The sequence below is a fragment of the Qipengyuania sp. JB2-7 genome (assembly GCF_055693485.1).
This window is the reverse complement of record NZ_CM146335.1, coordinates 945,062-969,237: the sequence shown is the minus strand read 5'-3', so window position 1 is coordinate 969,237 and position 24,176 is coordinate 945,062. Positions and strand designations below refer to the sequence as shown.

General features: G+C 53.9%; 20 protein-coding genes and 1 pseudogene. 15 read left to right on the top strand and 6 right to left on the bottom strand.

Annotated elements, in window-relative coordinates:
- Nucleotides 1-117: 117 nt before the first annotated feature.
- Together ACZ1GM_RS04780 and ACZ1GM_RS04775 are read right to left on the bottom strand one after the other, a co-directional pair.
- On the bottom strand, nucleotides 118-1,167 hold the full coding sequence (locus ACZ1GM_RS04780; RefSeq protein ID WP_472677997.1) for a FecR family protein: 1,050 nt from the start codon (nucleotides 1,165-1,167) through the stop codon (nucleotides 118-120).
- On the bottom strand, nucleotides 1,164-1,655 hold the full coding sequence (locus ACZ1GM_RS04775) for an RNA polymerase sigma factor (RefSeq protein WP_472677996.1): 492 nt from the start codon (nucleotides 1,653-1,655) through the stop codon (nucleotides 1,164-1,166). Before ACZ1GM_RS04775 ends, ACZ1GM_RS04780 begins: the two co-directional genes overlap by 4 nt.
- A gap of 44 nt (nucleotides 1,656-1,699) precedes the next feature.
- On the opposite strand from ACZ1GM_RS04775, the gene ACZ1GM_RS04770 reads away from it, so the two are divergent.
- The 4 genes from ACZ1GM_RS04770 to ACZ1GM_RS04755 are packed head-to-tail and all read left to right on the top strand — an operon-like array spanning nucleotide 1,700 to nucleotide 4,017.
- Nucleotides 1,700-1,876, top strand: a complete 177-nt coding sequence (locus ACZ1GM_RS04770) for a hypothetical protein (RefSeq protein WP_472677995.1) — start codon at nucleotides 1,700-1,702, stop codon at nucleotides 1,874-1,876.
- 8 nt (nucleotides 1,877-1,884) lie between these two features.
- On the top strand, nucleotides 1,885-2,571 hold the full coding sequence (locus tag ACZ1GM_RS04765; protein WP_472677994.1) for a response regulator transcription factor: 687 nt from the start codon (nucleotides 1,885-1,887) through the stop codon (nucleotides 2,569-2,571).
- On the top strand, nucleotides 2,568-3,596 hold the full coding sequence (locus ACZ1GM_RS04760) for a histidine kinase dimerization/phospho-acceptor domain-containing protein (RefSeq protein WP_472677993.1): 1,029 nt from the start codon (nucleotides 2,568-2,570) through the stop codon (nucleotides 3,594-3,596). The genes ACZ1GM_RS04765 and ACZ1GM_RS04760 overlap by 4 nt, the downstream gene beginning before the upstream one ends.
- Nucleotides 3,547-4,017: a sensor histidine kinase gene (locus ACZ1GM_RS04755; RefSeq protein WP_472677992.1), complete on the top strand. Its 471-nt coding sequence runs from the start codon at nucleotides 3,547-3,549 to the stop codon at nucleotides 4,015-4,017. The genes ACZ1GM_RS04760 and ACZ1GM_RS04755 overlap by 50 nt, the downstream gene beginning before the upstream one ends.
- A 106-nt stretch (nucleotides 4,018-4,123) precedes the next feature.
- Here ACZ1GM_RS04755 and ACZ1GM_RS04750 read toward each other — a convergent pair whose 3' ends face one another.
- Both ACZ1GM_RS04750 and ACZ1GM_RS04745 read right to left on the bottom strand, forming a co-directional pair.
- The gene (locus tag ACZ1GM_RS04750) at nucleotides 4,124-6,913 is read right to left on the bottom strand and encodes a M16 family metallopeptidase (RefSeq protein ID WP_472677991.1); all 2,790 of its coding nucleotides are present in this window, start codon (nucleotides 6,911-6,913) and stop codon (nucleotides 4,124-4,126) included.
- A gap of 47 nt (nucleotides 6,914-6,960) precedes the next feature.
- Nucleotides 6,961-7,407: pseudogene (locus ACZ1GM_RS04745) on the bottom strand (IS6 family transposase); the annotation flags it as partial.
- A gap of 309 nt (nucleotides 7,408-7,716) precedes the next feature.
- Between ACZ1GM_RS04745 and ACZ1GM_RS04740 the strand changes: the two are divergent.
- Together ACZ1GM_RS04740 and ACZ1GM_RS04735 are read left to right on the top strand one after the other, a co-directional pair.
- Entirely contained in the window at nucleotides 7,717-8,679 is a 963-nt protein-coding gene (locus ACZ1GM_RS04740; RefSeq protein ID WP_472677990.1) for an RICIN domain-containing protein, read from the top strand.
- A gap of 35 nt (nucleotides 8,680-8,714) precedes the next feature.
- On the top strand, nucleotides 8,715-9,671 hold the full coding sequence (locus ACZ1GM_RS04735; protein ID WP_472677989.1) for an SH3 domain-containing protein: 957 nt from the start codon (nucleotides 8,715-8,717) through the stop codon (nucleotides 9,669-9,671).
- 34 nt (nucleotides 9,672-9,705) lie between these two features.
- Here ACZ1GM_RS04735 and ACZ1GM_RS04730 read toward each other — a convergent pair whose 3' ends face one another.
- Entirely contained in the window at nucleotides 9,706-10,359 is a 654-nt protein-coding gene (locus ACZ1GM_RS04730) for a response regulator (RefSeq protein WP_472677988.1), read from the bottom strand.
- A gap of 261 nt (nucleotides 10,360-10,620) precedes the next feature.
- Nucleotides 10,621-10,941 carry a hypothetical protein gene (locus ACZ1GM_RS04725; RefSeq protein ID WP_472677987.1) on the bottom strand — a complete coding sequence of 107 codons (321 nt, stop codon included), beginning with the start codon at nucleotides 10,939-10,941 and terminating at the stop codon, nucleotides 10,621-10,623.
- Between the two features lie 31 nt (nucleotides 10,942-10,972).
- Between ACZ1GM_RS04725 and ACZ1GM_RS04720 the strand changes: the two genes are divergently transcribed.
- The 9 genes from ACZ1GM_RS04720 (at nucleotide 10,973) to ACZ1GM_RS04680 (ending at nucleotide 24,135) form a co-directional block, all read left to right on the top strand.
- Nucleotides 10,973-12,394 carry a sensor histidine kinase gene (locus ACZ1GM_RS04720; protein WP_472677986.1) on the top strand — a complete coding sequence of 474 codons (1,422 nt, stop codon included), beginning with the start codon at nucleotides 10,973-10,975 and terminating at the stop codon, nucleotides 12,392-12,394.
- A gap of 136 nt (nucleotides 12,395-12,530) precedes the next feature.
- Complete coding sequence (locus tag ACZ1GM_RS04715; RefSeq protein WP_472677985.1) at nucleotides 12,531-14,339, top strand: hypothetical protein; 1,809 nt, start codon at nucleotides 12,531-12,533, stop codon at nucleotides 14,337-14,339.
- Between the two features lie 477 nt (nucleotides 14,340-14,816).
- On the top strand, nucleotides 14,817-15,440 hold the full coding sequence (locus ACZ1GM_RS04710; RefSeq protein ID WP_472677984.1) for a TetR/AcrR family transcriptional regulator: 624 nt from the start codon (nucleotides 14,817-14,819) through the stop codon (nucleotides 15,438-15,440).
- Between the two features lie 113 nt (nucleotides 15,441-15,553).
- A complete protein-coding gene (locus tag ACZ1GM_RS04705) occupies nucleotides 15,554-16,465 on the top strand; it encodes a TonB-dependent receptor (RefSeq protein ID WP_472677983.1) in 912 nt (303 codons plus the stop codon).
- Nucleotides 16,466-16,505: 40 nt separating this feature from the next.
- Nucleotides 16,506-18,002 carry a TonB-dependent receptor gene (locus ACZ1GM_RS04700; RefSeq protein WP_472677982.1) on the top strand — a complete coding sequence of 499 codons (1,497 nt, stop codon included), beginning with the start codon at nucleotides 16,506-16,508 and terminating at the stop codon, nucleotides 18,000-18,002.
- Between the two features lie 92 nt (nucleotides 18,003-18,094).
- Complete coding sequence (locus tag ACZ1GM_RS04695) at nucleotides 18,095-20,287, top strand: beta-glucosidase (RefSeq protein ID WP_472677981.1); 2,193 nt, start codon at nucleotides 18,095-18,097, stop codon at nucleotides 20,285-20,287.
- Between the two features lie 37 nt (nucleotides 20,288-20,324).
- Nucleotides 20,325-21,320 carry a Gfo/Idh/MocA family protein gene (locus ACZ1GM_RS04690; RefSeq protein WP_472677980.1) on the top strand — a complete coding sequence of 332 codons (996 nt, stop codon included), beginning with the start codon at nucleotides 20,325-20,327 and terminating at the stop codon, nucleotides 21,318-21,320.
- Nucleotides 21,321-22,685, top strand: coding sequence for an MFS transporter (locus ACZ1GM_RS04685; protein WP_472677979.1), 1,365 nt, complete (start codon nucleotides 21,321-21,323; stop codon nucleotides 22,683-22,685). It begins immediately after the preceding gene.
- A 76-nt stretch (nucleotides 22,686-22,761) separates the two neighbouring features.
- A complete protein-coding gene (locus tag ACZ1GM_RS04680) occupies nucleotides 22,762-24,135 on the top strand; it encodes a methyl-accepting chemotaxis protein (protein ID WP_472677978.1) in 1,374 nt (457 codons plus the stop codon).
- Nucleotides 24,136-24,176: the final 41 nt, after the last annotated feature.

Sequence of the window (24,176 nt, the reverse complement as noted above, 5' to 3'; positions counted from 1 at the left end):
TTTACCCCCGTCCTGAGTCAATTGTGACAGTTGCTGTCACGGTCGACGAGGAAGAGCGAAAGCTTAACCAAAACCCGCCACATTATTTTACAACTGCGTATTTTAGCTGGCTGACCGTTACTCCGCTGCCACTTCCAACAGGATTTCCGTGTCACTCAACTTTCGTGCCTTAACGCCAAAATAGGCCTCCAGAGCTTCGACAAAATTATCCTGTCGGCCTGTGATAAACAGGCCATTGATCTTTGTGCGGGCCAGCCCCGCGTCGGTGACGGTTAGCTTGACTTCGCTATAGCGGTTCATTTCCTCAACCGCGAGCGCCAGTGGCATATCATCGAACACCGCACTGCCTCGGCGCCAGGATGTAGTTTTGGCGAGATCCACCTTCTTGCGTATCGCCGCGCCGGTTGGACGCACTCGGAACTGCTGTCCGGCGATTACCATTGACGATGGATGGAGCTGATCGGGATCATCGGCGTAACGTTTCGCAACGCTTACTCTCCCTTCCGTTACCGTAACTTCGACCACGCCGTTCACCGTTTTGACGTCAAATGCGGTACCAACTGCGGTAACCTTATAATCGCCAGTGTAGACCGAAAAAGGTCTGTCGGGATTATGCACAACGTCGAAATGCGCCTCGCCTTTGACCAGATGAACGGCTCGCTCTTCCAGACTATATTGCACGTCAATTTCACTGTCGGTGTTCAGCGTAGCAATCGTACCATCGCCTAAAGGAATGTCCGCGCGCTCGCCAATGGTGGTTGAGTATGCGGGCATCTTGGTGCCGCCGGCAAGCCTCGTGTCTGCCGGGTCCTGAGCCGATGGCAGCAGCAGTAAGGTGGCAGCAATGACAGAAACCACGCTCGCCGCGATCGCGCCGCCAAGCCCAAACCAGCTGTTCGGCCTAGACCGCGCTTCCGAAGCCTCATCGACGCCGCGAGCGAGAGCTGCTGCGCGCATAGATTGGATTTCCGGCATTCCAGCAATCCCAGACAGTTCGCCGAGCATCTTTTGCAGGTCGTAAAAAGCTCGCGCATTTGCTGGATCGGCGCTTTTCCATTCATCATGCGCAGCACGGTCAGCATCAGTGCAATCGGGCGCGCGCAGGCGCGCATCCCAAAGGCCTGCCGCTTCGTCAACGTCGAGATCTGTGCTGACCAAGTGACTCATCTAAACCGTCCAACTCGTTTCAAAAGGAAGGTGTTCGCTTGCGCGAGGTGGCGCTCAACCGTCCTGATGCCAATATCCAGCTTTTGCGCTATATGCATTTGTTTAAAGCCTTCAAAGTGATAGAGGACGAAAATGTCTCGTGTCTTATCCGGTAATTCATAAAGCCCTGCGACAAGCTGCCTTACGGCTTCCCTATCGGCTAAGACAGTTTCTATCGAGATTCCCGCCACGGTATGCTCGTCTTCGTCGAACATATCTTGCAAAGCTGCGCCATTACTGGATCGCTTGCGGTAGTATTCAGCGATCGATGCTCTGGCCGTTTGAAAAATATAGCCTTTAACAGTTTTGATCGATTCCAGATCAGCTCGGTTCGCCAAGCGAACGAAGACATCCTGAACCAGATCGTCGGCTTCTTCAGCGGACGAAACACGCTTCTTGAAATAGTTTTGAAGCGCCGGTCCGAACTCTTGCGACCATACCTCCAGCAACGCACGGTCATTGGCACCCAGAGGTTGAACGGGAGACTTAGCCAATGTTTTTCGATTCCGGATACATTGCCTTAGGTTATGTCGTGACATCATTGTTGGCAACACTATCGGGTGTTGTCACCCATGAACGCTTGAGGCCTGGCATTAATTCAGGCAATGCAGCGCGCTATTCTTCAAATGCAAATTTACGACTGATGCGCAAAAAGCAAAACCAGGCCTGAGGAACGATATGCGTATTTTGATCGTGGAAGATAATGAGCAAATCGCCTTATTGATACGGCAATTGCTCGAGCAGAATAGCTTCATCGTCGATCACTTTGACAGTGTCGCCCTGACCAAAGAGGCAATCCTGCAACAGGCGTATGATCTCGTCATCATCGATCGCGGATTGCCGGATGGGGATGGGCTGGAAATCATCGCAGACCTCTCAAAAGAGCGTCCACAATCTGAGCTACCTCCGTTCATTGTTTTATCTGCTTGGGGAGAGGTGTCCGATATCGTTCATGGATTAAATGAGGGCGCTGTAGATTACATGACAAAGCCCTATGATTCAGACGAACTGCTAGCGCGAATTCGTTCGAACATCCGGAAGAGTCAAAACCAACCAGCCGAAAATATCAAGGTCGGCAACATTGTTTATGAGCCAACCCAGATGCATGTGCTGATCAGTGATGAATTCATTCAGCTGGGTCGACGTCAATTGAGCATACTCGAAGTCCTGATAAAGAACAAAGGGAAGATCGTAACGCACGAACATCTCGAAAGAGCTGCTTATGGCTACGATGATTACATCGAATCAAACTCCTTAACTTCGCAGATCTCGCGCCTCAGAGCTACTCTGGTAAAATCGAGAGCGAACGTAGAGATCAAGGGAGTCCGTAATTTAGGCTATGTCCTGAGAGAAGTGGGGCAATGAAACACCCTCAACGGATTTCCGGCTCCCTTATCTGGAGACTAATTATCTCCATGATTGTTATACAAATAGTGCTGGTGATAGTAGTTTATAAGGATACTATTTCAAAATATGATGAATACCTATCTCAAAACGACGAAGCTGTCGAAAGCACCATAGAAAATCTATTCATCCAGTATTACACCATGGATGATATCGACGACCTTTCCAATCGTGACGGATTGATATCTCCGAAGGAATCGGACGATGAATTGCATAAGTATCTATGGAACCATGTTTTAGAAAACAATCCCAAGCTATGGTTCTATATAGACAGTGATGAATTCACCGTATTACATGGAGATGTGCCGGGCAGCGCCAAGAAATTTCAATCGGCAGGTAATGATACGATCCGCCTGATCGATGGCTGCTATGAGCAAACTGGAATAGGAAATTTTCAGAGCGAAAACTACAGCACATTTGAAATCACGTGTGGGTCTGGAGGGCACCTGGCATGGGCTATCGGTGGTGTAGATCCGGAATATCAGTTTCCGGCAGATTTCGTTGATTATGAAACGGAAAATTACCTGCCCAACATTTTGAGATCCGCAGCAATTTTCTCTTTGAGCATATTCATAATTATTCCATTAGCGGTTTTCGTAATACTAAGGCCGGTTCAGAAGTTCGCGAAACGCGTGGAAAATTTCTCACTTTCCGCAGATGCGTTCAATCTGCCGCTTGATAAAGTTCCGACAGAGTTGGAAGCCTTCGTAAACGCAGTGAACACAGCCTTTCAACGAGTGCGAGATAGCTACGAACGAGAGAATGTCTTTCGTGCTGCGATGGCGCACGAGCTGAGAACACCTCTCACCATATTGAATGCGCGCATAAATTTGCTCAAACCTTCAAAAATCCGAGACAGCTTAAAAGAAGATGTTCAACTCATGACTGAGTTGATCGATCGCTTGCTCAAGCTGGCGGAAATGACTAGCCGTGCAGATGAATACGCAAGTCTTCGACTTAACGGACTTGGTCCGCGAAGTTGTTGATAGCCAGCAAAAATTTGCGCAACAGGCGGGACGAGAGATATCGCTTAAATTGGCTGCGGAGCCGACGCTGGTAAGTGTCAATCGCGACACTTTTGAGCTGGCGCTATCAAATCTTGTCATCAATTCAATTCATCACGGTGTGATCGACGGCAACAATGACCCTATTGAAATCGAAGTGACTGGCAAAGGTTGTGTCAGCGTTCGCGATTACGGTTCGGGCTTCCCTGACAAAATCCTTGAATCACTGAATTCAGCAAAGAAGCCAGACAATAGCGCATATCGCAAACGTCACGCCGGGATTGGAATGATGATAATCCAGGCCGCCGCGCGATCAATGAATGCGGTGGTTACCTTTGAAAATGCCCGGCCCAGCGGGGCTCTGGCGACGTTACGTTTCCCATTGCATCACGAACCATCATGACGTTGGCCTTATACCGATCATAGTATCAATTTCGGATGCCCTCCTGCGGATATATGCGCATGGCAACTGGCTCCGTAGGTTGCTGAGGCGTTAATCTGAATGCGATTTACCGCAATCTCTGACCGTCGAGATCGTAAACTTCAACCACACCCAAATCCAGCGCGCGCAATTGCTCCTCAAACAAGGATATGTCCCCCACCACTGTCCAAACCAGATCATCCGTCTGGAACAACTCCTGGGTGGCAGCTTGCACAGTCGCGGCGGTCAGCGCTTTATAGCGGGCTTGGCTGCCTTCCTGATAATTATAGGGGCGATTGCGCATATCATTTTCGAGCATCATCGCGACAATATTGAGGTTGTCGCCAGCCAGTAATCCAATGTTTTTCTGAATAGGCGAAACCACCTTCTCAACGTCGCTGTCTGTAATCGGGTTCTCGCTCTCCAAACGCGCAATTTCTGCGATAATCTCGTTGATCGCATTTACGCTTTCCGATGCGGTAACCGAACCATGTATGGTCATGCTCATCTGGTCATTTTGATCGCTAAGCCCCGATGAGATGCCGTATGTCCAACCCTTGTCTTCCCGCAAATTCAAATTCAAGCGTGAGGTAAACCCACCGCCAAAGATCAGGTTTGCGACAATATGACCTTCGTCATGGCTATCGTAAGCGATATCTGTAACTCTCTTGGCCGTGATCTGTGTTTGCGGTGAGCCTTCATCGTTGACGAGAATAAACAGCGGCCTATCACGCGAGGCTGATGGACCAATGTCAGGAATGGGAGGCAGCGGTCGTGTCTGCTTCCATTCACGAAAGTTCTCTTCCAAGATTGGTCGCAGATCTTCCACCGAGAGATCTCCCGCCACGTACAATGTGCTTCCGTTGGGTTGGAAGAGGTCTTTGTGATGGGACAGGACTTGATCGCGTGTGACCTTCTGCAGCGCTTCGAGCCGCTCCGGATATGTCAAATAACCGGCGTCATCCTGCATTTTCCTCTCGGCGATGTCCGGTGCCGCTACTTTTGGATCCTTGCTCGCATTCAGCACGCGTTCGCGCCGCGCCCGAAGCGCAATTTCAAAATCAGATTGAGAAAATTCAGTGCGGATAAACGCGCCGCTCCACAGCTCAAGGGCGTCTTTAAATCTGGGCAGGATAGCAGACAACGAATAGGTCGTATTCCGGCGATAAGAGCCGCCTTCCACCGTCATCCCCAACCGTGCTTTCTCGTCTGCAACCTCGCCGCTACTCAACTTGGAATGGCCCGATGACATCAGCATATCATGCGCCAATGGAGGTACGACCCGCCCTTCACCAGAATAGGCTTGCCAGCCAGATGGAATATTTAGCGTCATCAGTATCGTAGGAGAGTTTTGACGCTCCACCAGCACGACCTCCAATCCGTTTGAAAGTGTGAATGTTTCAGGCGTTGGGACAGTCAGACCTGGTGCTGGGCCAATCGGCGGCTTTTCGCCGATCAACTCTGGCACGGGGAGCGCCCGATATTCAGAGGTGCCGATCAGATATTCATCATGATAGCCCTGGGCCAACCATTGCCGGGCTCCGGATTTGACCTGCTCGGGCGAGAGCTGCGGCAACCACTCCAAGACCTCAATGTCGTTATGCGGGTTGTCGCTGTACATCAACGCCTCTGCCAGCATCCCCGCCTTGGCAGAATTGGATGTCGAATTTTCAATTATATACGCCTCTTCCGCCCCGCGTATCCTGAGAATATCGTCGCGATCAGGCCCTTCGCTCAGGTACTTCGCTGTTGCCTCATCCATCGCTTTCGCAAGGTCGTCGAGGGGAACACTCTCTGCGGCCACAACATAGATATGAACAATCGTCGCCAACTGCTTATACCGCACTACACTTGACGTGCTGCTGGCCAATTTCTGTTCGGTTACTAACGCGCGGTACAATGGAGAGTTTTCACCGCCAGCGAAAATCTCAGCCGCAATTGCGGGCGCCAGATCCTCTTTGTTGATCACCGGCGGCAACACATAACTTCGCACAAGTTGGGACGACGGCGAAGTGTCCGTAACACTATGTCGTGTGATCACCAGACGTTTGACATGTCGGCGTTCATCCTGGGTGATCGCAGGGCCGGGTTCCAAATGCCCAAAGTGCTTTCGCACCAAGGCCTCGGCTGCGTCGTATTCAATGTCGCCGGCCAAAGAGAGGACGATATTACGCGCGCCATAATGCTTGGCGTACCAGCGCCTGATATCTTCCAGTGATGCGCTTTCAAGGTCTTCAACCGACCCGATCGTTGAGTGGTGATACGGGTGCCCCTTGGGAAAAAGGATGGACATTGCGCGAGCCATCGAATTGCCGAACGGGCCGCTTTCACTGAGATTTTTCTCATTCTTGACCACATTGATTTGTGTTTGCAATTTCCTCTCAGTGATGCCGTCCAATATGTTTTTCAGACGATCCGATTCCAGCCACAGCAGCCTCTCCAGCGAATTCTTGGGCACTGTCTGGTAGTAGTTTGTCTGATCAAGGTCAGTCGTGCCGTTGGCATTCGAACCGCCAATTTCATTCAGGTAGCTAAAATACTCACCTGGATTTTTGGGCGTTCCATTAAAGTGCAAATGCTCAAAGAGGTGCGCAAATCCCGACTTCCCCTCAGGTTCATCCTTGGAGCCCACGTGAAGGTAAACGGCAGTTGATACGAACGGCACTGATGTGTCGCGGTGCAGCACTACACGCAAACCATTTTCAAGCGTCACAGTGCGATATTCAAAATACGCCCTTAGATCCAGAGGCGCTTCAATCCCCTCATTGTCAGAAGCGTTCGATGAAGCGCTGGCTGAAGAGAGCGCCAAAAACTGAAGCGCAGCCACGCCAGCAATATGGAGCATCACCATAAAAAGGATATTATGTCGGCTTCGCACGCTAGACTCCTGAATTCACTCTCTGCCGTAAACCAAACCAACAGTACCGATCGCAGACCGTCGGTCACAACTTCGACAGGGCTACCTTGCCGCTTCAACGCCTTCTTGAAGAACACCAAAGCCGCTGATTTATCGCGCTTCTTAGTGACGTGACTTTCGAGTATTTCGCCTTCGTGGTCGACCGCCCGCCAAAGGTAGCGCATCTCGCCGTTGATCTTCATGAACATCTCATCAAGGTGCCAGCGCCACTGCCTGAAACCGCGCATCCGGCTGATCCGATGGCGTTTAATATCCGCAGCAAACAGTGGACCAAGCCTATTCCACCAGAATAGCACCGTCTCGTGGCAAACGTCGATCCCTCGCTCAAACAGCAGATCCTCTACATTCCGCAAGCTCAGCGGAAAGCGGACGTACATCATCACAACAAGCCGAATGATCTCAGGTGACGAGTTTAACCTCTTGAATGGGCTGTCTGGCTTACGGTGTCCGGGAATCAAACCGCCCTACCCTCACCGCCTCAATCCGCGACAGGTACAGTTACTCTGACAACACCATTCCGGGCCTTGAGATAGCAGTTCAGGTGGCCCTTAATTTGGTTAAATCCTGATTGATCCGCAAATTGAGAGTCAAACCAGACAGTCAGTAGACAGCCAAATTGCCGCCACCCCCAAATGACTCAGCCGCAGTGCCACTTTCTCCCCAGATGACATCGGCAATACAGTGCAACAGATTGAGGCATTCACCCCATTCGCATAGTCGCTTGACTGATCCATATCAGCACTAGGACATGGGAGGCAGTATCAATGAATGGGCAAAAGCAAGATATTGGAAGCTTTGCTAAGGTCAATCTGTGCGGACTCGTAGCGATGTTCGCATTGATCTTTGCCGCGCCAGTGGCACCCCTGAATGCGCAAGACACCCGCGCGCGTGCTGATTTGGCCAGCTATGAGCAATACGACGAGGGTACACCGCTTCCCATCGATGGCATTTGGCGTCTGCGCGAACTCGGCAAGCAGGTAATCATCGAAAACGGCATTGTGATCGCGATGGAGGAATGGACGCATTTGTTCGTCTGGGTCGTCGATCCAGGCATGGTCACTTCATCAAAGCTGCAGCAGAGCGACCGTCAGAAATTTACCGCATATGACGAGCTACTCAAGCGAGAGATGGAATGGACCGTGCGCGCTGACGGCACCATCTTCGCAACTGGCGGGACTGGACTGCTCGCCCCCAAGTTCACGCTTGCACCGGTCGAACTCTCCTATCCCGGTGTATTTGAGGCGTTGGTAAGAGGTGAGGAAGTGGTGCTGACACCTGAAGGTTTTGGCGTAATGCCCAGGCCCGACGCCTTAGAGATAGAACTGGAGTTTACCGGTCCGCTCACCAGTGGGGATGGCATGTGCCTTGATCTCGATACGAAAGATCTCGGGCAGCAAGGCGGTAAACTGCGGGTGTGGGAATGCCTGGGCGGCAACAATCAGCGCTTCATTCATCTTGAGGATGATGGGATGATTGTCACCGCTAGTGGCATGTGCCTTGAGGCAGTTGGAAGTGACAACGGCGCTCCGGTGCGCGCCTTTGGCTGCGATGGCAACGAGGCGCAGATTTGGGCAGCCAAGCCTTTGCCCGGAAAACAACGCCTGGCTTTGGTGAATGAGAAGACAGGCCGCTGCCTCGATGCGCATGGACCGGAATCGAAACGCAATGGTGGCCGGATCCAAATTTGGGATTGTATCGTCGGGGACAACCAGAGCTGGAGCATGTAATGCTACGGGCATTTCACCTTTTTTCAGCCCTAGTGGTGATAGTTGGCGCAGCCCCTGCATTCGCTGGTTCAAAGCATCGCCCAATCGAGCTGGTCCAATGCGATAGACCGCTCGGTAGTTTCGCCGTTGTAGAGGGTGACGCGCGCAGTTGGGTGGAAAAGAAGCTTGGCAGCCCAAGACAGATCATTGAGGCCCTGGTTGATCAGTCGAATTGTTTTTTTCCTTACGATCCGAGCACTGGAGAGGCCGCTCAATTCATGCTGACTGTCGTGGCAGGCGACAAGGTGGAGGTCGCCACCGCCACCAACCTCAACAGCGCAGGCGTCGCCAACGCGGCGGCCATGGCCCAAAATAGCGGCTATCGCAGTGGAATGGGAACAGCTGGAGACATTGCGGGTATGATCCTGCTCGCAGGCGCGGTGGTGAATGCGCTCGCTGGAGTGGTGGGAATTGGCAAGAAAAACACGGTTATCACAGGCCTCACGCTAGTTGACACGGACGAAGGCGCTGCAATCGCCTCCGGCACCGGCATAGTCCAAAAAACCAAGCTCAAATTTCATGACGATGACGATGACGCAATAGCGCGGACGCCAGAAGGGTTCTGGATGCAAGCCGTTGAAGACGCTTCTGCCGATCTTCGGTTCACCAAGAAAGAAGGAGGCCGGGAGATGATTCAAGGCTTCGTTATTGCGTACAACAACATGGTCACTCAGGCACAAGCAATGGGTGTTGGCAAACAAGCAGAAGAAGAAGCTCTCGCCGAAGCGATGGCCGCTATGGAACCGGCCATTATCGAACCTGCTGGCCCGCCACCTGTTATCGTGGCGGTCCAATCAAACCTCTACCTAGAGCCCTCTCGTCAGGCGGAGATTGTGCGGGTCATCCGCCCCGGTCAGGAGTTGACCCCTATTGGCGAGCTAAATGGAATTTTCCTGCCAGTGAGTGACGCATATGGGGTCTTGGGATGGGTCAGTGTCGAAGATTTGCAGTAGGCGACAACCTTGCTCTGGCCGACATGCGAGTGGATCAGCTGGCGTTTGCGTCGACCAACCCTTCACGCAGAGCGTAAGCTATCAATTCGGCAGCAGAACGAGCATCCGCCTTGCGCATCACGCTGGTCCGGTGACGATCCACAGTCTTGATACTGATCCCCAACGTCTCCCCGATTTCGCGATTGGTTTGCCCGCTTACCACGAGGTTCAAGATTTGTCGCTCGCGGCTGGTCAGCGGCTCAAGATCAGCGACTTCCTCCAGCAATTGCGTAAAGCGCTGGCAGATCACTCGCCCGCCCTCCATGACGCGCGGGATCGCCGCACCAAGTTCCTCAAGATCATCGCCCTTGCAAAAGACACCGTCTGCACCGACCTCTACCAACTCAGCAATCTTTCCACTCGCCTCAACACCTGTGAAGATAATGATCTTGCAGTCCGGAGCCCAGCGGCGCGCTTCGATCAGAACCTCAGTGCCGCCGGCATGCGGCATCGTGACGTCCAGCATCAGCAAATCGGGCTGGTGTTTACGCACCGCGCCAATGGCGCGAATGCCGTCAGCCACCTCATCAGCAACGGAAAAATGGTAACCCTCAAGCGCGTCGGCATCGCCCAACAATCGTGCCAAAGCGCCGCGAATGACGCCATGATCATCGGCGATCACCGCCTTGTATTCCTTGCCAAAGGTCATGGTGCCCACCGCGCCATCAACAATACCCCCTGCTGCAAGCTAGCAAGCTGTGTATATTACATATGATGGGGGCAGGAACAATAATCGGGCGCATATGCCCTTTGGTTGCAGCGGCCTTGGTGGTTTTAGTGTGGCCGCCGGTCCTGCTTGCTCAAGATATGCCGGCATCATTTCAGGCCGACCCTGTGCTTCTTGAACAAGGTCAGCCGTACCGAACAGGTCGAGGGCAAGGCATGGTACTTCGTTTCCACGGGCGGGGAATCATTCGACATTAATAATGCCATAGCGGCCTTCAATGCAGGGGAATTCACCGCGACTTTCAATCCGCAACGCACAAGCGTTATGGAGCAGCGAGACCTTTGGATTGCCTTGCCAATACGTGCGGATGACGAAAATTCGAGAGCGATCAGACGAAGCGTCGGCTTGGGCGGCATATTCTATACCGTTCCCGACATCTATCTTGTGCAAAGCGAAGGCGAAACGACCAAAATACTCGGCGGTCCAGCCACCACAGATAATGAGCTGCTGCATCAAAAACTGACTTATTTGCACTCTGCCAGCTTCGAACTTGAGCCGGGCCAATCCGAGCTGCTGATGATCAATCTCGCGCTTGATGACCGGCCATCCATTGGCCTATTCCGCGAAGGAGAGCTCGTACCGAAATCAAATCATCGGCACCTTGCTCAAAGCCGGTGTTATCATCACATTTCTAGCGGTCGGGATATGCCTTATCGTGCTGGGAATTTTAGCTCGCCGCCCGAATACGATCATCGTCGCAATCGGCTTTTCTCTTATCGCAATTCAGAGCGATGTTTCGCTTTTCACCACTATTCTGGCCTCAAGCTTTGAGCAAGCACGCTTGATTTGGCGCAGCAGCATCACGCTGATCTCACTGAGCTTGGCCTTTATGATCATGGCCGCATTTTGGGACGTTATCGCTGCCAAAACCAATGCTCTCGCAAAGGCTCTCTTGTTGGTCACTCCGATTGCCATCTTCGGATCTGCGTTTCTCTTGCAAAAAGATTCGCTGCTGGTTGGCATGTTCTACGCCTTGGTCCTCGGCTTGGTCGCGGTCGTTGCCTTACGCATTGAAACGGCAAAGGGGCTGAGGCGGATTGCGGTCTTATCGATTGCCGCCTGTTCGCTGGCAATTGTGCTGGTTGAACCTGCGCTAATGGGTACGATCGTACCGGAGCTGTTTTCAAACTTCATCAGAGACATGATGCGGCTTGCAGTATCCGCGACACTTCTTGTGATCGTGATTGTCGATATTCAGCGCAGTCTGCTCGAACGGGATCGCCTGAGTCAGGAACGCATTGCTGCGCTTCAGGCACAGTCAAAGGCCGACCAACGCTTGCTTCAAACTGAGCGTGATTATGCCCGAGCACGCGAAACAGCCGTGCGCCGCAAGCAGCAGCTTGCCTCTGCTAGCCATGATATTCGCCAACCGCTTGTCGGCTTGAGAGCCTCAATCCGCGAGGAAGCCGACAATCTCTCACCGGACTTGCAAGAACGGCTGGGTGAGGCAATCGATTATCTAGAAGAGCTCACACATGAGTATAGCGATCAAGAAAACCGCGGTGCGACGCTCAGTCAGGAAGACGGCGAGACATATTCGCTCGACCTGATTGTCGATACGGTCAATGAGATGTTCGCTGCCGAGGCCGCTGCATCAGGCATTGTGCTCTCCACCCAAACGGCACCATGCGAAACACGCGTCCCCGCGCTCGCACTGATCCGGTCAGTCAGCAATTTGATCGCCAATGCTTTGCGCCATGCAAACGCTAGCGAGGTGGATCTGGCCGTACGGCATGATAATGGATGCCTCATTGAGGTGCGCGACAACGGGCGCGGTATGGACGAGACAACCCTGCAACAGGTTCAACAGCGAGGAGCAAGGGATAGCGCTTCGGATGGCGATGGCCTGGGCTTAGCGATCATTCACGATCTCGCCCGAAGGCATGGATTTGGCTTTGCGCTGCAATCCCATCCCGGCGATGGAACAGTAGCAACGATCACTCTTCCAAAACGCTAGTTTTTGCCGCCCATGGAACACTGCCAGACAATTGGGGTATTCACCTCATTCTAGACAAGCACGCCCTCCCTTAAACAGGATCCAACAAAGCCCCTTCGATCAATGGAGCGGCTTAGGGATCAGAGGGAGTAGGCACATGCGACAGTCAAAGATCACCACGGGGCTTGGCGTCTCGGCGTTGGCAATAGCGATGGCGGTCACGCCCGCCATAGCGCAGGACGCAGGAACAGTGTCGACCAAGACTTCAGAAGGCCCCGATATCACGCTCGATGGCGAACTCTCGGATGAAGAAAAGACTTTGATCGTTGCAGGCGTCGCTGGCGCAGTTGGCAAACAGGTAATCAAGCCCACCAAACGCATTAGCGAGACCGCCAAGTTGGTTGGCGAAGCAGGCCGAAAAAGGGCGGCACAAAATGTTCGCCAGCTTCCCACCTCGACCAACATGGCAGGGCAAAATCTGCGCCAAACGGCAACCGCAACACGCCCAACCAGCCTGCGCGAAATGCAAGCCCGTGGTGAATCTGCGAAGGCTGCACGAACAAACCGCATTGCGGGCAGCGCGGACGAGCTGGCTGAATTAGAGCGGCGCGGCAACGCGGCAAAAGGGGCGCGGCAGCACACTAGCAAAACTGCTGGTGCTCGCCCGACAAATACTCGTAAAGTGACCTTTCGCGATCAGGTCACTGGCAAGCCAAATCCAACTATCAAGGCTCAGCCCAAACCCGCTGCGGTTCGCCCGGCGAACGTCGCGAATTCAGACCTGGGCCGCGTTATAAAGAATGGTGAGACTGCGCAGGCAGCTCGCACTAGCAGAATTGCCGGCTCAGCCGATGAGTTGGCGGAATTCGACCGGCGCGGTGATGCTGCACGCAGCGCCCGCAACGTCGCCAAGGCTGGGCAAGGCGGGCAGCAAGTCTACCGCCGGGTCCTCGCAAATGGTGGCGATTTGGGCAACGTGCTGCGCAAGGGCGATGTCGCGCAACAAGCGCGCAGGCTGGCGCCAGTCAATGAAGCGCAAGTCGTCCGCAATGTCGCTGCAAATGGCGGTGATATCGCTACGCTCAACAAAGCTGGTCGAACCGCTCAGGTTGCGCGCGGGGCAGGCGGCCTGAAAGCCGCCTCGACGACGGCAGAAGCCGCCAAGATGACACGCACAGCCAAGCTTGCCAAAACAGCAAAGACCGCAGGAACCGTCACCAAAGTTGGTAAGGGCGGGCGCGCATTGCTCGCCGGAACTGGTGTCGGCGCAGTCGCCGTCGTGGCCGAAATGGCCGCGGTAGAAGGCATCAAGGCGACGACTGGTGTTGAGGTCCAAGATCCATTGTCGACTGGCTTCCAATACGGAGCAGCCATCTTCGACAAGGACGTATCAATCGCCGAAGTAGCGGCTCAGCGCCGTGCGCATCACCGCGAGAACTTCAAAAACCTTGCAGAAACCCTGACGACCGAAGGCAAGGTGATGGACAACATCACGAAATATGCCGACAGCAAGAACCCGGCGCTGGGTAATGGTGTTCGTATGCTGGATCGTCTCGATCGGCAGCGTCGCGCAGCCTTGGAAGAGCACACGGGTATCAAGACCGAACGCAGAATGGACGTTGTTGCCAAATATGGAGCGGGCCTGAAAAATGACGGGCTGAAGGGTGTTGCGACCGTCGCAGGAGATCGTGCCAAGCATCATATCGATAATGCAAGAGCGCTGGGTGCAACCACGCGCTCCGCAGCTGGGAATGCAACCGGTGCGGACCTGCGCAGCCTGCGTGAAACCCGGAACCGATATGCCGCTGCCGCTGTATCTGACAAGCCCATTGCAGCGGTTGCCGGGGTCGCCAAGCAGCGTGCACAGCATCATACCAATAACGCCAAGAAAGTCGGCGCGAGGGTTGCGTGCGGAATTGGGAACATTTTCCGGAGGGAAGAGAAAGACAAAAACTGCAAAAAATAGGCTTAGCTGAACTTCTGCTCCCGATACACAAAGGGAAGGTGTACGTTCGGCTCACGACCCAACAAGTGTCTCGGAAATAGTCTCTGATCGATTTCTGAGGGCCAGGAGGTGGCGGCCTTGATCTGCTATGATCCATCGAAGGACGACAAACTGAACTATCACGGGATGTAGTTTGGCAGCCGAGGCATAGTCTGCTGCCCAAGCATCACAGGTGCGGCACGCGCATATCTGACCAAGTCTCATACTCGATACGGCAAATGCTTGAGCTGGCTCGACTTAAGTTCATCTACTTAACGGGCTATGGCTAAAGCGGAAATTCAAGGTGCTAATCGTCAAAACGCTAGCTTAGCTAGAATATCGACAAGTGACGTCGAGCAACCGTTCTGCTAGCCAAAAAGCTCAGCGGTGCTTATCGCGACGGATTGTAAGCGAATTGTCTCGATAAAGCATCGGAGGCTGGGGGATCATAAAACTCAGGTGGTAGTACGAGTAGCCAAACCTTCTCTTTCAAGGGCGAAGTCAAGCGTTCGCGATGCGATTCGCGATGCTGCGCTTGGATTGTTCGCGGAGCGTGGGTTTGACGCCACTTCAATCGGAGAGGTCGCGAAAACTGCTGGCGTGCCAAAGGCTAACGTCTTGTACTATTTCTCTGACAAGGCTGAACTCTGGAAGGACGCCATCGATCATCACTGGGCAGAGGTGGACGCATTTTACGAGCTGTATCTGCCGACCAATCCAAAGCCAGACAAAGGAGGGCTTAAGGAGTTTCTCCTGACATACCTCGAGGCATGCTGCCGGTTCCCTCCTTACGTCCAAATCATGAATCTCGAAGGGCATTCCGATACCTGGCGCAATAAGTGGTTGGCGCAGCGCCATTTGAAACGCCATATCGACGGGGCTCGACCAATGTTTGACGCGTTCATAGAGGCGGGTCTGATCGACGGGAAAAATGCGCTTGTCTTTCAAACGCTGATCACCGGCGGGGCGCAACTGCTGATTGGGCAGTTTCAATTGTGGATCGAGGCAACCGGCGTTGATCCACGCGATCCTCAGTTTCGTGAAGATTATGCCGATGCCGTGATCGCGCATCTGACCAAATAAAGCACCAACACGCACCTTCGACCAACTGACCAGAAAAAACTTGACCGATTGGTCAAGTTCTCTTCTATGTCTGTGTGACCGCAATCGCGGCGCAACAATGGGAGAGAGTTGTGATGAAGAAAGCCAGCCATGGGGCCGCGCTCGTCTTTTCCGGAACCGCTATGACTTTGGCCTTGAGCAGTCCAGTCTATGCACAGGACGCGCAAGATGAGGAGCCAGTTGCCGAAGACGGGAATGTTATTGTTGTAACGGCGCAGCGCGTTGAGCAGGATCTCCAAGACGTCCCCGTATCGGTCACTGCGATTGGCGGTGATGCCCTCGAAGAGCGCGCGGTCGAGAGTTTTGAGCAGTTACAGTTCGTTGCACCAGGCCTCTCCTTTGTGTCCGGGGTCAATGCGCGCCAATCATCAACCACCATTCGGGGCATCGGGACCAGCGCTTTTGCGTCAGGCATAGAGGGTAGCGTTGCGATCGTAGTCGACGGTGTTGTTATCGACCGCGAGGGTGCAGGGATACTCGATTTCAATGACCTGGAACGGGTCGAAGTGCTACGCGGACCGCAAGGCACGTTGTTCGGCAAGAACGCATCTGCTGGCGTGATCTCATTTGTTACCAAGAAGCCGACCGATTACTTCAGTGGCAGCGCCAGCGCGTCTTACGGCTCTTTCAACGAAGTCAACCTGTCTGCCGCTCTCTCCGGCCCGATTTCGGACGGCATCTCAGCTCGCATCAGCGGTTTTTACAACACACGCGATGGGTTCATTGACAATATCAACCCGGCTGCGCTGACCGACGATCTCAATGATCGTGAAGAGTTTGGAGTACGTGGCAAGCTGGCGTTTGAGATTGGCGGTGGCGATCTCATCCTTGGCGGTGATTACACGCGGCGTGACGACAACTCCGGCGCGCTCACTACGCTTTCTTTCTCTGATGGTAGTCCGGGATCGGGCCTCCTCGGTTCAGGGATCCCATTCCTGCCAATAACTCTTGGCGGATTGGGTGTAGTGCCTTGGTGTAACGAATGATGACATTGCCTCAGAGGGTGCATTCATCGCTGAATCGGAGGTGTTTGGTGCCTATGCAGAGCTAAGCCTGCCTTTGGGCGATCATGATTTTGTATCGCTGACATCGTATCGAGGCTGGAACAGTTTCGACAACAATGACGCGGATCAAATCCCTCTGCCGTTTCTCGCGATTAATAATGGCGATCTGGAGCAACGACAGTTCAGTCAGGAATTCCGGATCTCGTCGCCGCAAGACGGCCCCTTTCGCTATCAGGGCGGTGTGTTCTTCTTCTATCAGGACATTGAAGACGTTCAGACGCAGATCGGGACATTCGGCACCAGCACCTTGGCAGGGTTTGTCTCTCTGGGAGCCGGAGGCCTGATTACCCCTGAAGAGGCACTGGCCCAGTTTATTCTTGGTCTACCCGCTCCAGCCGCAGTGCCACTGGGCGTGCAATTCGGCACGGATCTGGTCAGCAATACTGAGGAATATAATGTCGCTGCGTTTGGTCAGGTCGAATTTGACCTGACCGACCGATTGACCGCTTTTGCGGGAGCGCGCGTGCTCTATTCCGATATCTCGGGCACGGCGGATATTCAGGTAACACCCGGCGCACTCGCTCTGGGCTTTGGCGCCGTTGCGGCGACACCTGTACCTCTTGCAGCTGAAGTCACGGATACAGCGCTCGTGTGGCGTTTGGGCCTCGACTACGATTTCGCTGATGATGCGAGCATCTTTGCGACTTTCACCCGCGGATACAAGTCGGGTGGCCTCGACAGCAATCAGGCTGCGCAGGAAACGGCACCAGGCGTTGGAGACTTCTTCACAGTTGCGCCAGAGATTCCCAATCAGTTTGAACTTGGTGTTCGTTCGCGCTGGCTCGATGGGCGCGTGACCGCGAACATCACTGGCTTCTACACGATCATTGAGGATTTTCAGGCGCAGACACTGGTTCCGACTGCGTCGGGGCTTTCGATCTTTGCGGTCAACAATGCTGGTGAGGTGGAAAGCTATGGTTTTGAAGCTGAGCTGACCGTGATCCCAACCGAGGGGCTGACCATCTCTGGGGCATTGGCCTATACCAATGCGACCTTTAATGAGTTCGATCAGGCGCCGTGTTACACCTTGCAACCGGTCGGTCCGGGCGAGTGTATCGATGCAGACGGTGATGGGGCCGGTGATTTTCAGGATCTTGCAGGCGCTGATCTTGGCCAGTCACCAGACCTGATTGCGAATGGTCTTGTCCGATATGAATTCGGTGATGTTGGTGGGTTCAGCCCGTTTGCGCAGGTCGGCGTTCAGTATCGTTCCGACACGGTGACGGGAAATGACAACAATCCCGGGACCACAATCGATGGTTATGCGCTTGTCGATTTCCAAGTGGGCACGCGCCTGTTCGATGATCGTGCGACGCTGACATTCTATGGACGCAACATCACCGGGTCCGATTTCCAAACGGCGATCTTCAGCACGCCATTCGATGATGGCGGTTTCAGCCAGTTTCCGACGTTTGAATCAGAAACTGTCTTCGGTGGACGGATTGCCTTCGATTTCTAGGCACTGAGCCAACGACAAATACCACGTCGTAGTCATGCCGCTACTCATAAGCATGGCTGCGTCCTCTCTGCGAGACCAATACAGGATACCTGATGGCTGATTTCTCTCCCCGCAAAGGGATGACTGCGACTGAAATAGAAGCACTCATCACGGACATTCTGGCCGAAGCGACTTTGGAGGAAAAAGTCGGCATGATGTCCGGCCAGGGCTTTTTCATGTCGATGATGCGCACGGGCGGTGTTTGGGGCGCAGAGCCCTATCGCGCCGGTGGCGGAATTGATCGTCTCAGTGTTCCCGCCCTCTATTTCACCGATGGCCCGCGCGGCGTCGTGCGCGGCAATGGCGAAGAAGGATCAACCTGCTTTCCTTGCACCATGGCGCGCGGAGCATCTTGGGACCGTAATCTGGAGCGTCGGATCGGCGAAGTTATGGGGATGGAAACACGCGCGCAGGGCTGCACATTGAATGGTGCGGTTTGCGTCAACCTGTTGCGTCATCCCAGCTGGGGGCGTGCACAGGAAACCTATGGTGAAGATCCGTATCACATGGGGGAGTTAGGCAGCGCTCTGTCAAAGGGCATCCAAACACACAACGTGATCGCGACGGTCAAGCACTTCGCGCTCAATTCTATTGAGAATGCGCGTTTCACGATTGATGTGAGGATCAATGACCGCGTCCTGCGCGAGGTTTATTTGCCACATTTCAAGCGCATCATCGATAGCGGATGTGCCTCGGTGATGAGCGCTTACAACAAGATGAACGGCGAATATTGCGGCCAGAATCGCGAGCTGCTGACCGATATTCTACGCCACGAATGGGGCTTTGACGGATTTGTTCATTCCGACTGGATGCTTGGCGTATACGCTCCTTATGGCGCGGCGGCTGGGCTGGATGTCGAAAACCCGGAGCCGTTGCAATATGGCCAGCAGTTACTCGATGGGGTGGAAAAACGCACGGTTGACCCTGCGGTCATAGACACCGCCTGTCGGCGGATCTTGCGGATTATCTATCGCTTTGCCTGTGCAGATGATCCCTTGCCGCAATACACTACCGATCATGTTGCCAGCGATGCCAATATCGCGCTTGCCCGCGAGGCGGCGGAGAAGTCTGCTGTACTGTTGGAGAACAATGGGGCTCTGCCGCTCAAAATCAGCGCAAAAATTGGCGTATTCGGAAGGCTCGCAGCGCTTGAGAACACTGGCGATAGGGGTTCATCCAATGTCTCACCGCCTTATGTCACCACGGCTTTGCAGGGTATCGGGGAGCATATCGGCGAACCCAATCTTGAGCTTGCCGGCGATGAAAGCGATGTCGCAGCGGCAGCCGCAGCGGCCAAAGCGCTGGATGCGGCTATTCTGGTGGTCGGCACGACCGCCGATGAAGAAGGCGAGTTCATCCCCGGGAATCTCGGCCAGACGGCGCTCTTCCAGCTTGGGGCCACTATCCCGCCTGAACTGATGGAGGCAATAAAGGCGATGATGGCGGAAACATCCAAGCGGCAGGCCGCGGAGCAAAGTGACGACAGTGAAAATGCCGGGGCCATGGGCGGTTCAATTGACCGCGGCGGGGATCGCGACATGCCGCGCCTGCCTGAGGATCAAATCGCGTTGATCAAGGCAGTCGGCGAAGCGAATCCGAACACGATTGTGGTGATCGTCAACGGATCAGCGATCATTTGCGACTGGGCGGGGAGCTGTGCGGCGATCCTGCAAACATTCTATTCGGGTATGGAAGGCGGCACAGCGCTGGCCAGCCTGTTGTTCGGCGATGTCTCGCCTTCAGGCAAACTGCCCTTTACCATTGCGCATGACGAAAAAGACTATCCGCATTTCGACAAAAATGCTGACGCAATCGATTACGAGATGTTTCATGGCTATACGCTGATGGAAAAGAGCCAGACCAAGGTGCAATACGCTTTTGGTCATGGACTGTCTTACGCTGATTTCACGTATAGCGGCCTGAAAGCGCGCCGAGTTCCGAAGGGATTGGAAGTGCAGGTTAGCGTGACCAACACTGGAGCTGTCAAGGCGACAGAAATTGTTCAACTTTATGTTGGGTTTCCCGGCAAGGCGGTCGAGCGACCGATCAAATTGCTGCGCGGTTTCGAACGTGCCGAGCTGGCATCGGGCGAAACGCAAACGGTGGATTTCTTCGTGCCGGATGCCGATCTTTGCTATTGGCATGAAGCCAGCCGGGATTGGCAGATAGAGCCGGGCATTCACACGATCTCAGTGGGTGGTTCCAGTACTCTGGCGGAATTAACGCAGGTCAGCTTGCCGGTCTAGTTTCGTGGCTGTAGGGCCTGATGTGGGGCGATGATGTTTGGCGAATGATCCGATCCGCATTGGAATTCTGGGCGCAGCTAAGATCGCGCCCGCAGCGGTAGTCAAACCAGCCGAGGGCATACCAGAAGTTGTTATTCAAGCGGTTGCCGCAAGATCGCTCAGTCGCGCAGCGAAATTTGCGCGCAAACACGCAATCGCGCATGTGGCAGATGACTATGCCGCGTTGATCGCCCGCGAAGATATCGATCTCGTTTATAACCCGTTGCCTCCATCCGAGCATGCGGAATGGAGTATCGCGGCCTTGCGCGCGGGCAAGCATGTGTTGTGCGAGAAGCCTTTTGCGATAAACGCCGGTGAGGCGATTTCGATGGTCAATGAGGCTGAGCGGCTGGGCTTGCATCTGATCGAAGCCTATCACTACCGCTTCCATGCCTTGTTTGATCGGGTGATGGAGTTGCTTCCCGAATTGGGCCAACTATACTGCATAGATGCGGAATTCAGCGTTCCGATCCCCAATCGCAAGGGCGAGTTTCGCTATATCCGTGAGCTTGGCGGCGGCGCGTTAATGGATCTGGGCTGCTATCCCATTCACCTTGCGCGATCTTTGACAGGCGAACGGCCAAGGGTGACCCATGCACAAGCGGACCTCTTAGATGATGGGACGGATCGTGCGATGGAGCTGGCGCTCACATTTCCATCCGGTGTAACGGCGAATTTGCGTTGTTCCATGAAAACCTGGCGACGACCGACCGCATTTGCGAAAATCACCGGCAGCGACGGGACAATGCAGATCACCAATTTTGTAGCTCCGCAGCTGCATAACCACGTCAACTTGGAAACGGCGCAGCGTCGCTGGCGCGGCAAGGTAAAAGGCGAAAGCACTTACACACGCCAGATGCAGCATGTGATTGCGATTATACGGGGCAGAACCAAGCCGATCACTGGCGGGGCAGATGCCATTGCCAGTATGCAAGTGATTGATGCCGCATATGATTTGGCACGAGGTAATTGGAAGATTGGGAGCGAGACATAGATGGAAAAGGAACAAGCCAAGAGCGCTGAACACGGCGCAGGCTCGGATCGCCTCCCGTTCGTCCGCAAGCTTGGCTATGGTGCAGGTGATTTCGGGTTCAACCTGTTCTTCACCACCGCCCAGCTTTATCTCTTTTTCTATTACACCGACGTGTTGGGGCTTGCCGCAAGCGTCGCCGGATTGGTCTTTGCCGCGCCGCTGATCTGGGATGCAATCTTCGATCCTTTTATGGGCTATCTCGCCAGCCGCACGCGCAGCCGGTGGGGCAGATACCGACCGTATATTCTGTTTGGCGCCATCCCGCTCGCGGCATCATGGGTGCTGATGTTTGTCCCGACCGGCCTCACTGGAACAGCGCTGATCATCTTTGCTTTCGCCACGCACATCCTGTTCCGCACTTTCTATGCCGTGGTCTCAATGCCTTATCTGGCACTTTCAGCGGCGATGACATCCGACAGCGGGGAACGCAGTGAGCTTGCCGGTTTCCGCATGTTTTGTGCTGCGATTTGCGGGTTGAGCGCAGCTGCGCTCACTTTACAATTAGTCGAAGTTTTTGGCGGCGGGCAGCAGGGTTTTCTTTGGGTAGCCGTACTCTATGGCAGCCTGGCCTGCCTGTTGTTCTTCTTCACGTTCTCATCGGCACGTGAAAAGGTGGAAATAGAAGCTGAGGAGCCACCAAAGGTACGGGAGATGATGGCAATGCTATCATCCAACACACCGTTTTGGCTCGCTGCAGGTGCAATGACAGTGGCGAGTGTTGCCTACACGCTGAACGGCAAGTTCGTGCCATATTTTTTCAAATACACGCTAGGTGATGAGGGACTGATCGGTCCGGCCCTAGGAGCAATAACGGGACTGTTTCTGTTATCAGTCCCGCTTTGGACATGGCTGATGAAGCGTACATCGAAACGGCGCATCTGGATGATGGGAATCTGTGTTTCGATCCTCTCATCGACCCTGTTCTACTTCGCGCCAGATAATGCAAGCTATGCCATTCCGGCATTGGCGCTTGGCGGCGTCGCTCTGGGCGCAATCACAACCAGTTTTTGGGCAGCGATGCCCGATACGGTCGAATATGGCGAATGGCGCAGCGGAATACGCGCGGAAGGTGCCGTATTCGGCTTTGTGTCTCTGATACAGAAAACGGGTTTGGGCCTGGCAGCTATCATCGTTGGCTTTCTGCTTGATCAGATCGGTTATCGCGCAAACGAAGTGCAAGATGCAGCAACACTGGCCAACATAAAGACACTGATGGTCTTTTGTCCGCTGGTGCTCAATGCCTTCGCGCTGGCAATTATCGGTTTCTATCGGCTTGGGCCGAAAGAACACACAGCAATAGTTTCTGAGTTGGAAGCGCGGCGCTAGACTGGCCGATCGGTCAATGTCTGTTAACCAATTTTCGTTAGAGATTCCGTCGATACGTTAAACGAGGGCACGGTAAATGTCGTATGAATCGCGGTTTTCAATCGAAGGATCGTCTGCGCTTCTGCTAGAAGTGGCAAAAAATGCCGATCAGCGCGCAGAAGCTTTTGATATTGACGCGAGCCTTGATGGCATTCGTGCACAAATTCGGCACATTGCCGAAAGTTACGCCGATGAAATATTGATGGCGATAGGAGAAAAGCTGCAGGCTTTTGCTCCTTTCGAACAGATCCTAGAAGGGGGAGATCAAGGCGATAGCCTTGAAAAAGGCAAACGGCATTTCATGGAAAAGCTGACCGCTCCAATTGATAACGATTGGATAGTCGGCTGTAGCGAGTTTGGCAGTTTCGCTGTCGCGATTGGCATGCCTAGCTATATTGCTTTGTCCACTGTCTATGCGGGTTACGAGAAGTGCCTCGAAGTCGTGCTTCGTGAGGGTGACTTCAACGCTGAAGGTCAACTCTTATGCATCAAAACTATCCAGCGACTGACGGCGCTTGAAAGCGAGGCAATCGTTGCTGTAATGAACGCGCAAATCCGGCAAGAGCAGGAAAATCGCAACACGCAGCTTTCGTCCGAATTTCAGAAAGACATCGGCCAATCTGTCGATTTGATCGCAGGCTCAACTGAAGATTCTCTCGCATCCCTTCAAGGCGTTGTGAAGCTTGGCGCAGAAATGCAAATCGTGTGTCAGGACGTGGCGGCCTCTACCACACAAAGCGCGAAGGCGATGGGACAAGCCGCAGAGGCAACCAGCAAGATTTCAAATTCTGTGACTTCGTTCCGAGAGACAACTCAAATAGGTCGAGACCAAGCGGTAGCGGGTGCGGAGCAATCCCGTGCAGCGATGACCAATATCGAGCGCCTGCATAGCCTTTCCAAAGAGATCAGCTCGATTGTCAGCCTAATCAGTGGAATTGCGGAACAAACGAACATTCTGGCTTTAAACGCAACTATTGAGGCAGCGCGTGCAGGTGTTGAGGGTGCGGGTTTCGCCGTTGTGGCAGGAGAGGTGAAGTCACTCGCCGAACGAACCGCCGCAGCGACCAAGGACATCTCGTCTCGGGTCGAGACCGTTCAGGAAGTCAGCGGCGAAATAAATGCGTCAGGGCAGACCACCGCAACAATTCTGGGGAAGATTGCAGAGAGCAATGCGCGGTTGTTTGAAGAGCTCGACAGCCAGACGGAGGGGCTGGCAAGTATCGCTGCAGCGATTGACGAAACCGCGGCTGTTGCGCGTTTGTCTACCGAGAATGTCGCGAAAATGACGGAGAGTAGCGCAGAGGTCGGCCAAGAGCTCGAAAGCGTGAGAGCTGCACTAGGAGAGGTCAACTCCAAAGTCATGACACTGAAGGACGGCGCCAACCGTTTCGTGAGTGCCCTTGAGATATAGCCTGTTGAGTCAAACAGACAGTGCGCGCCCGTAGGTTCGAG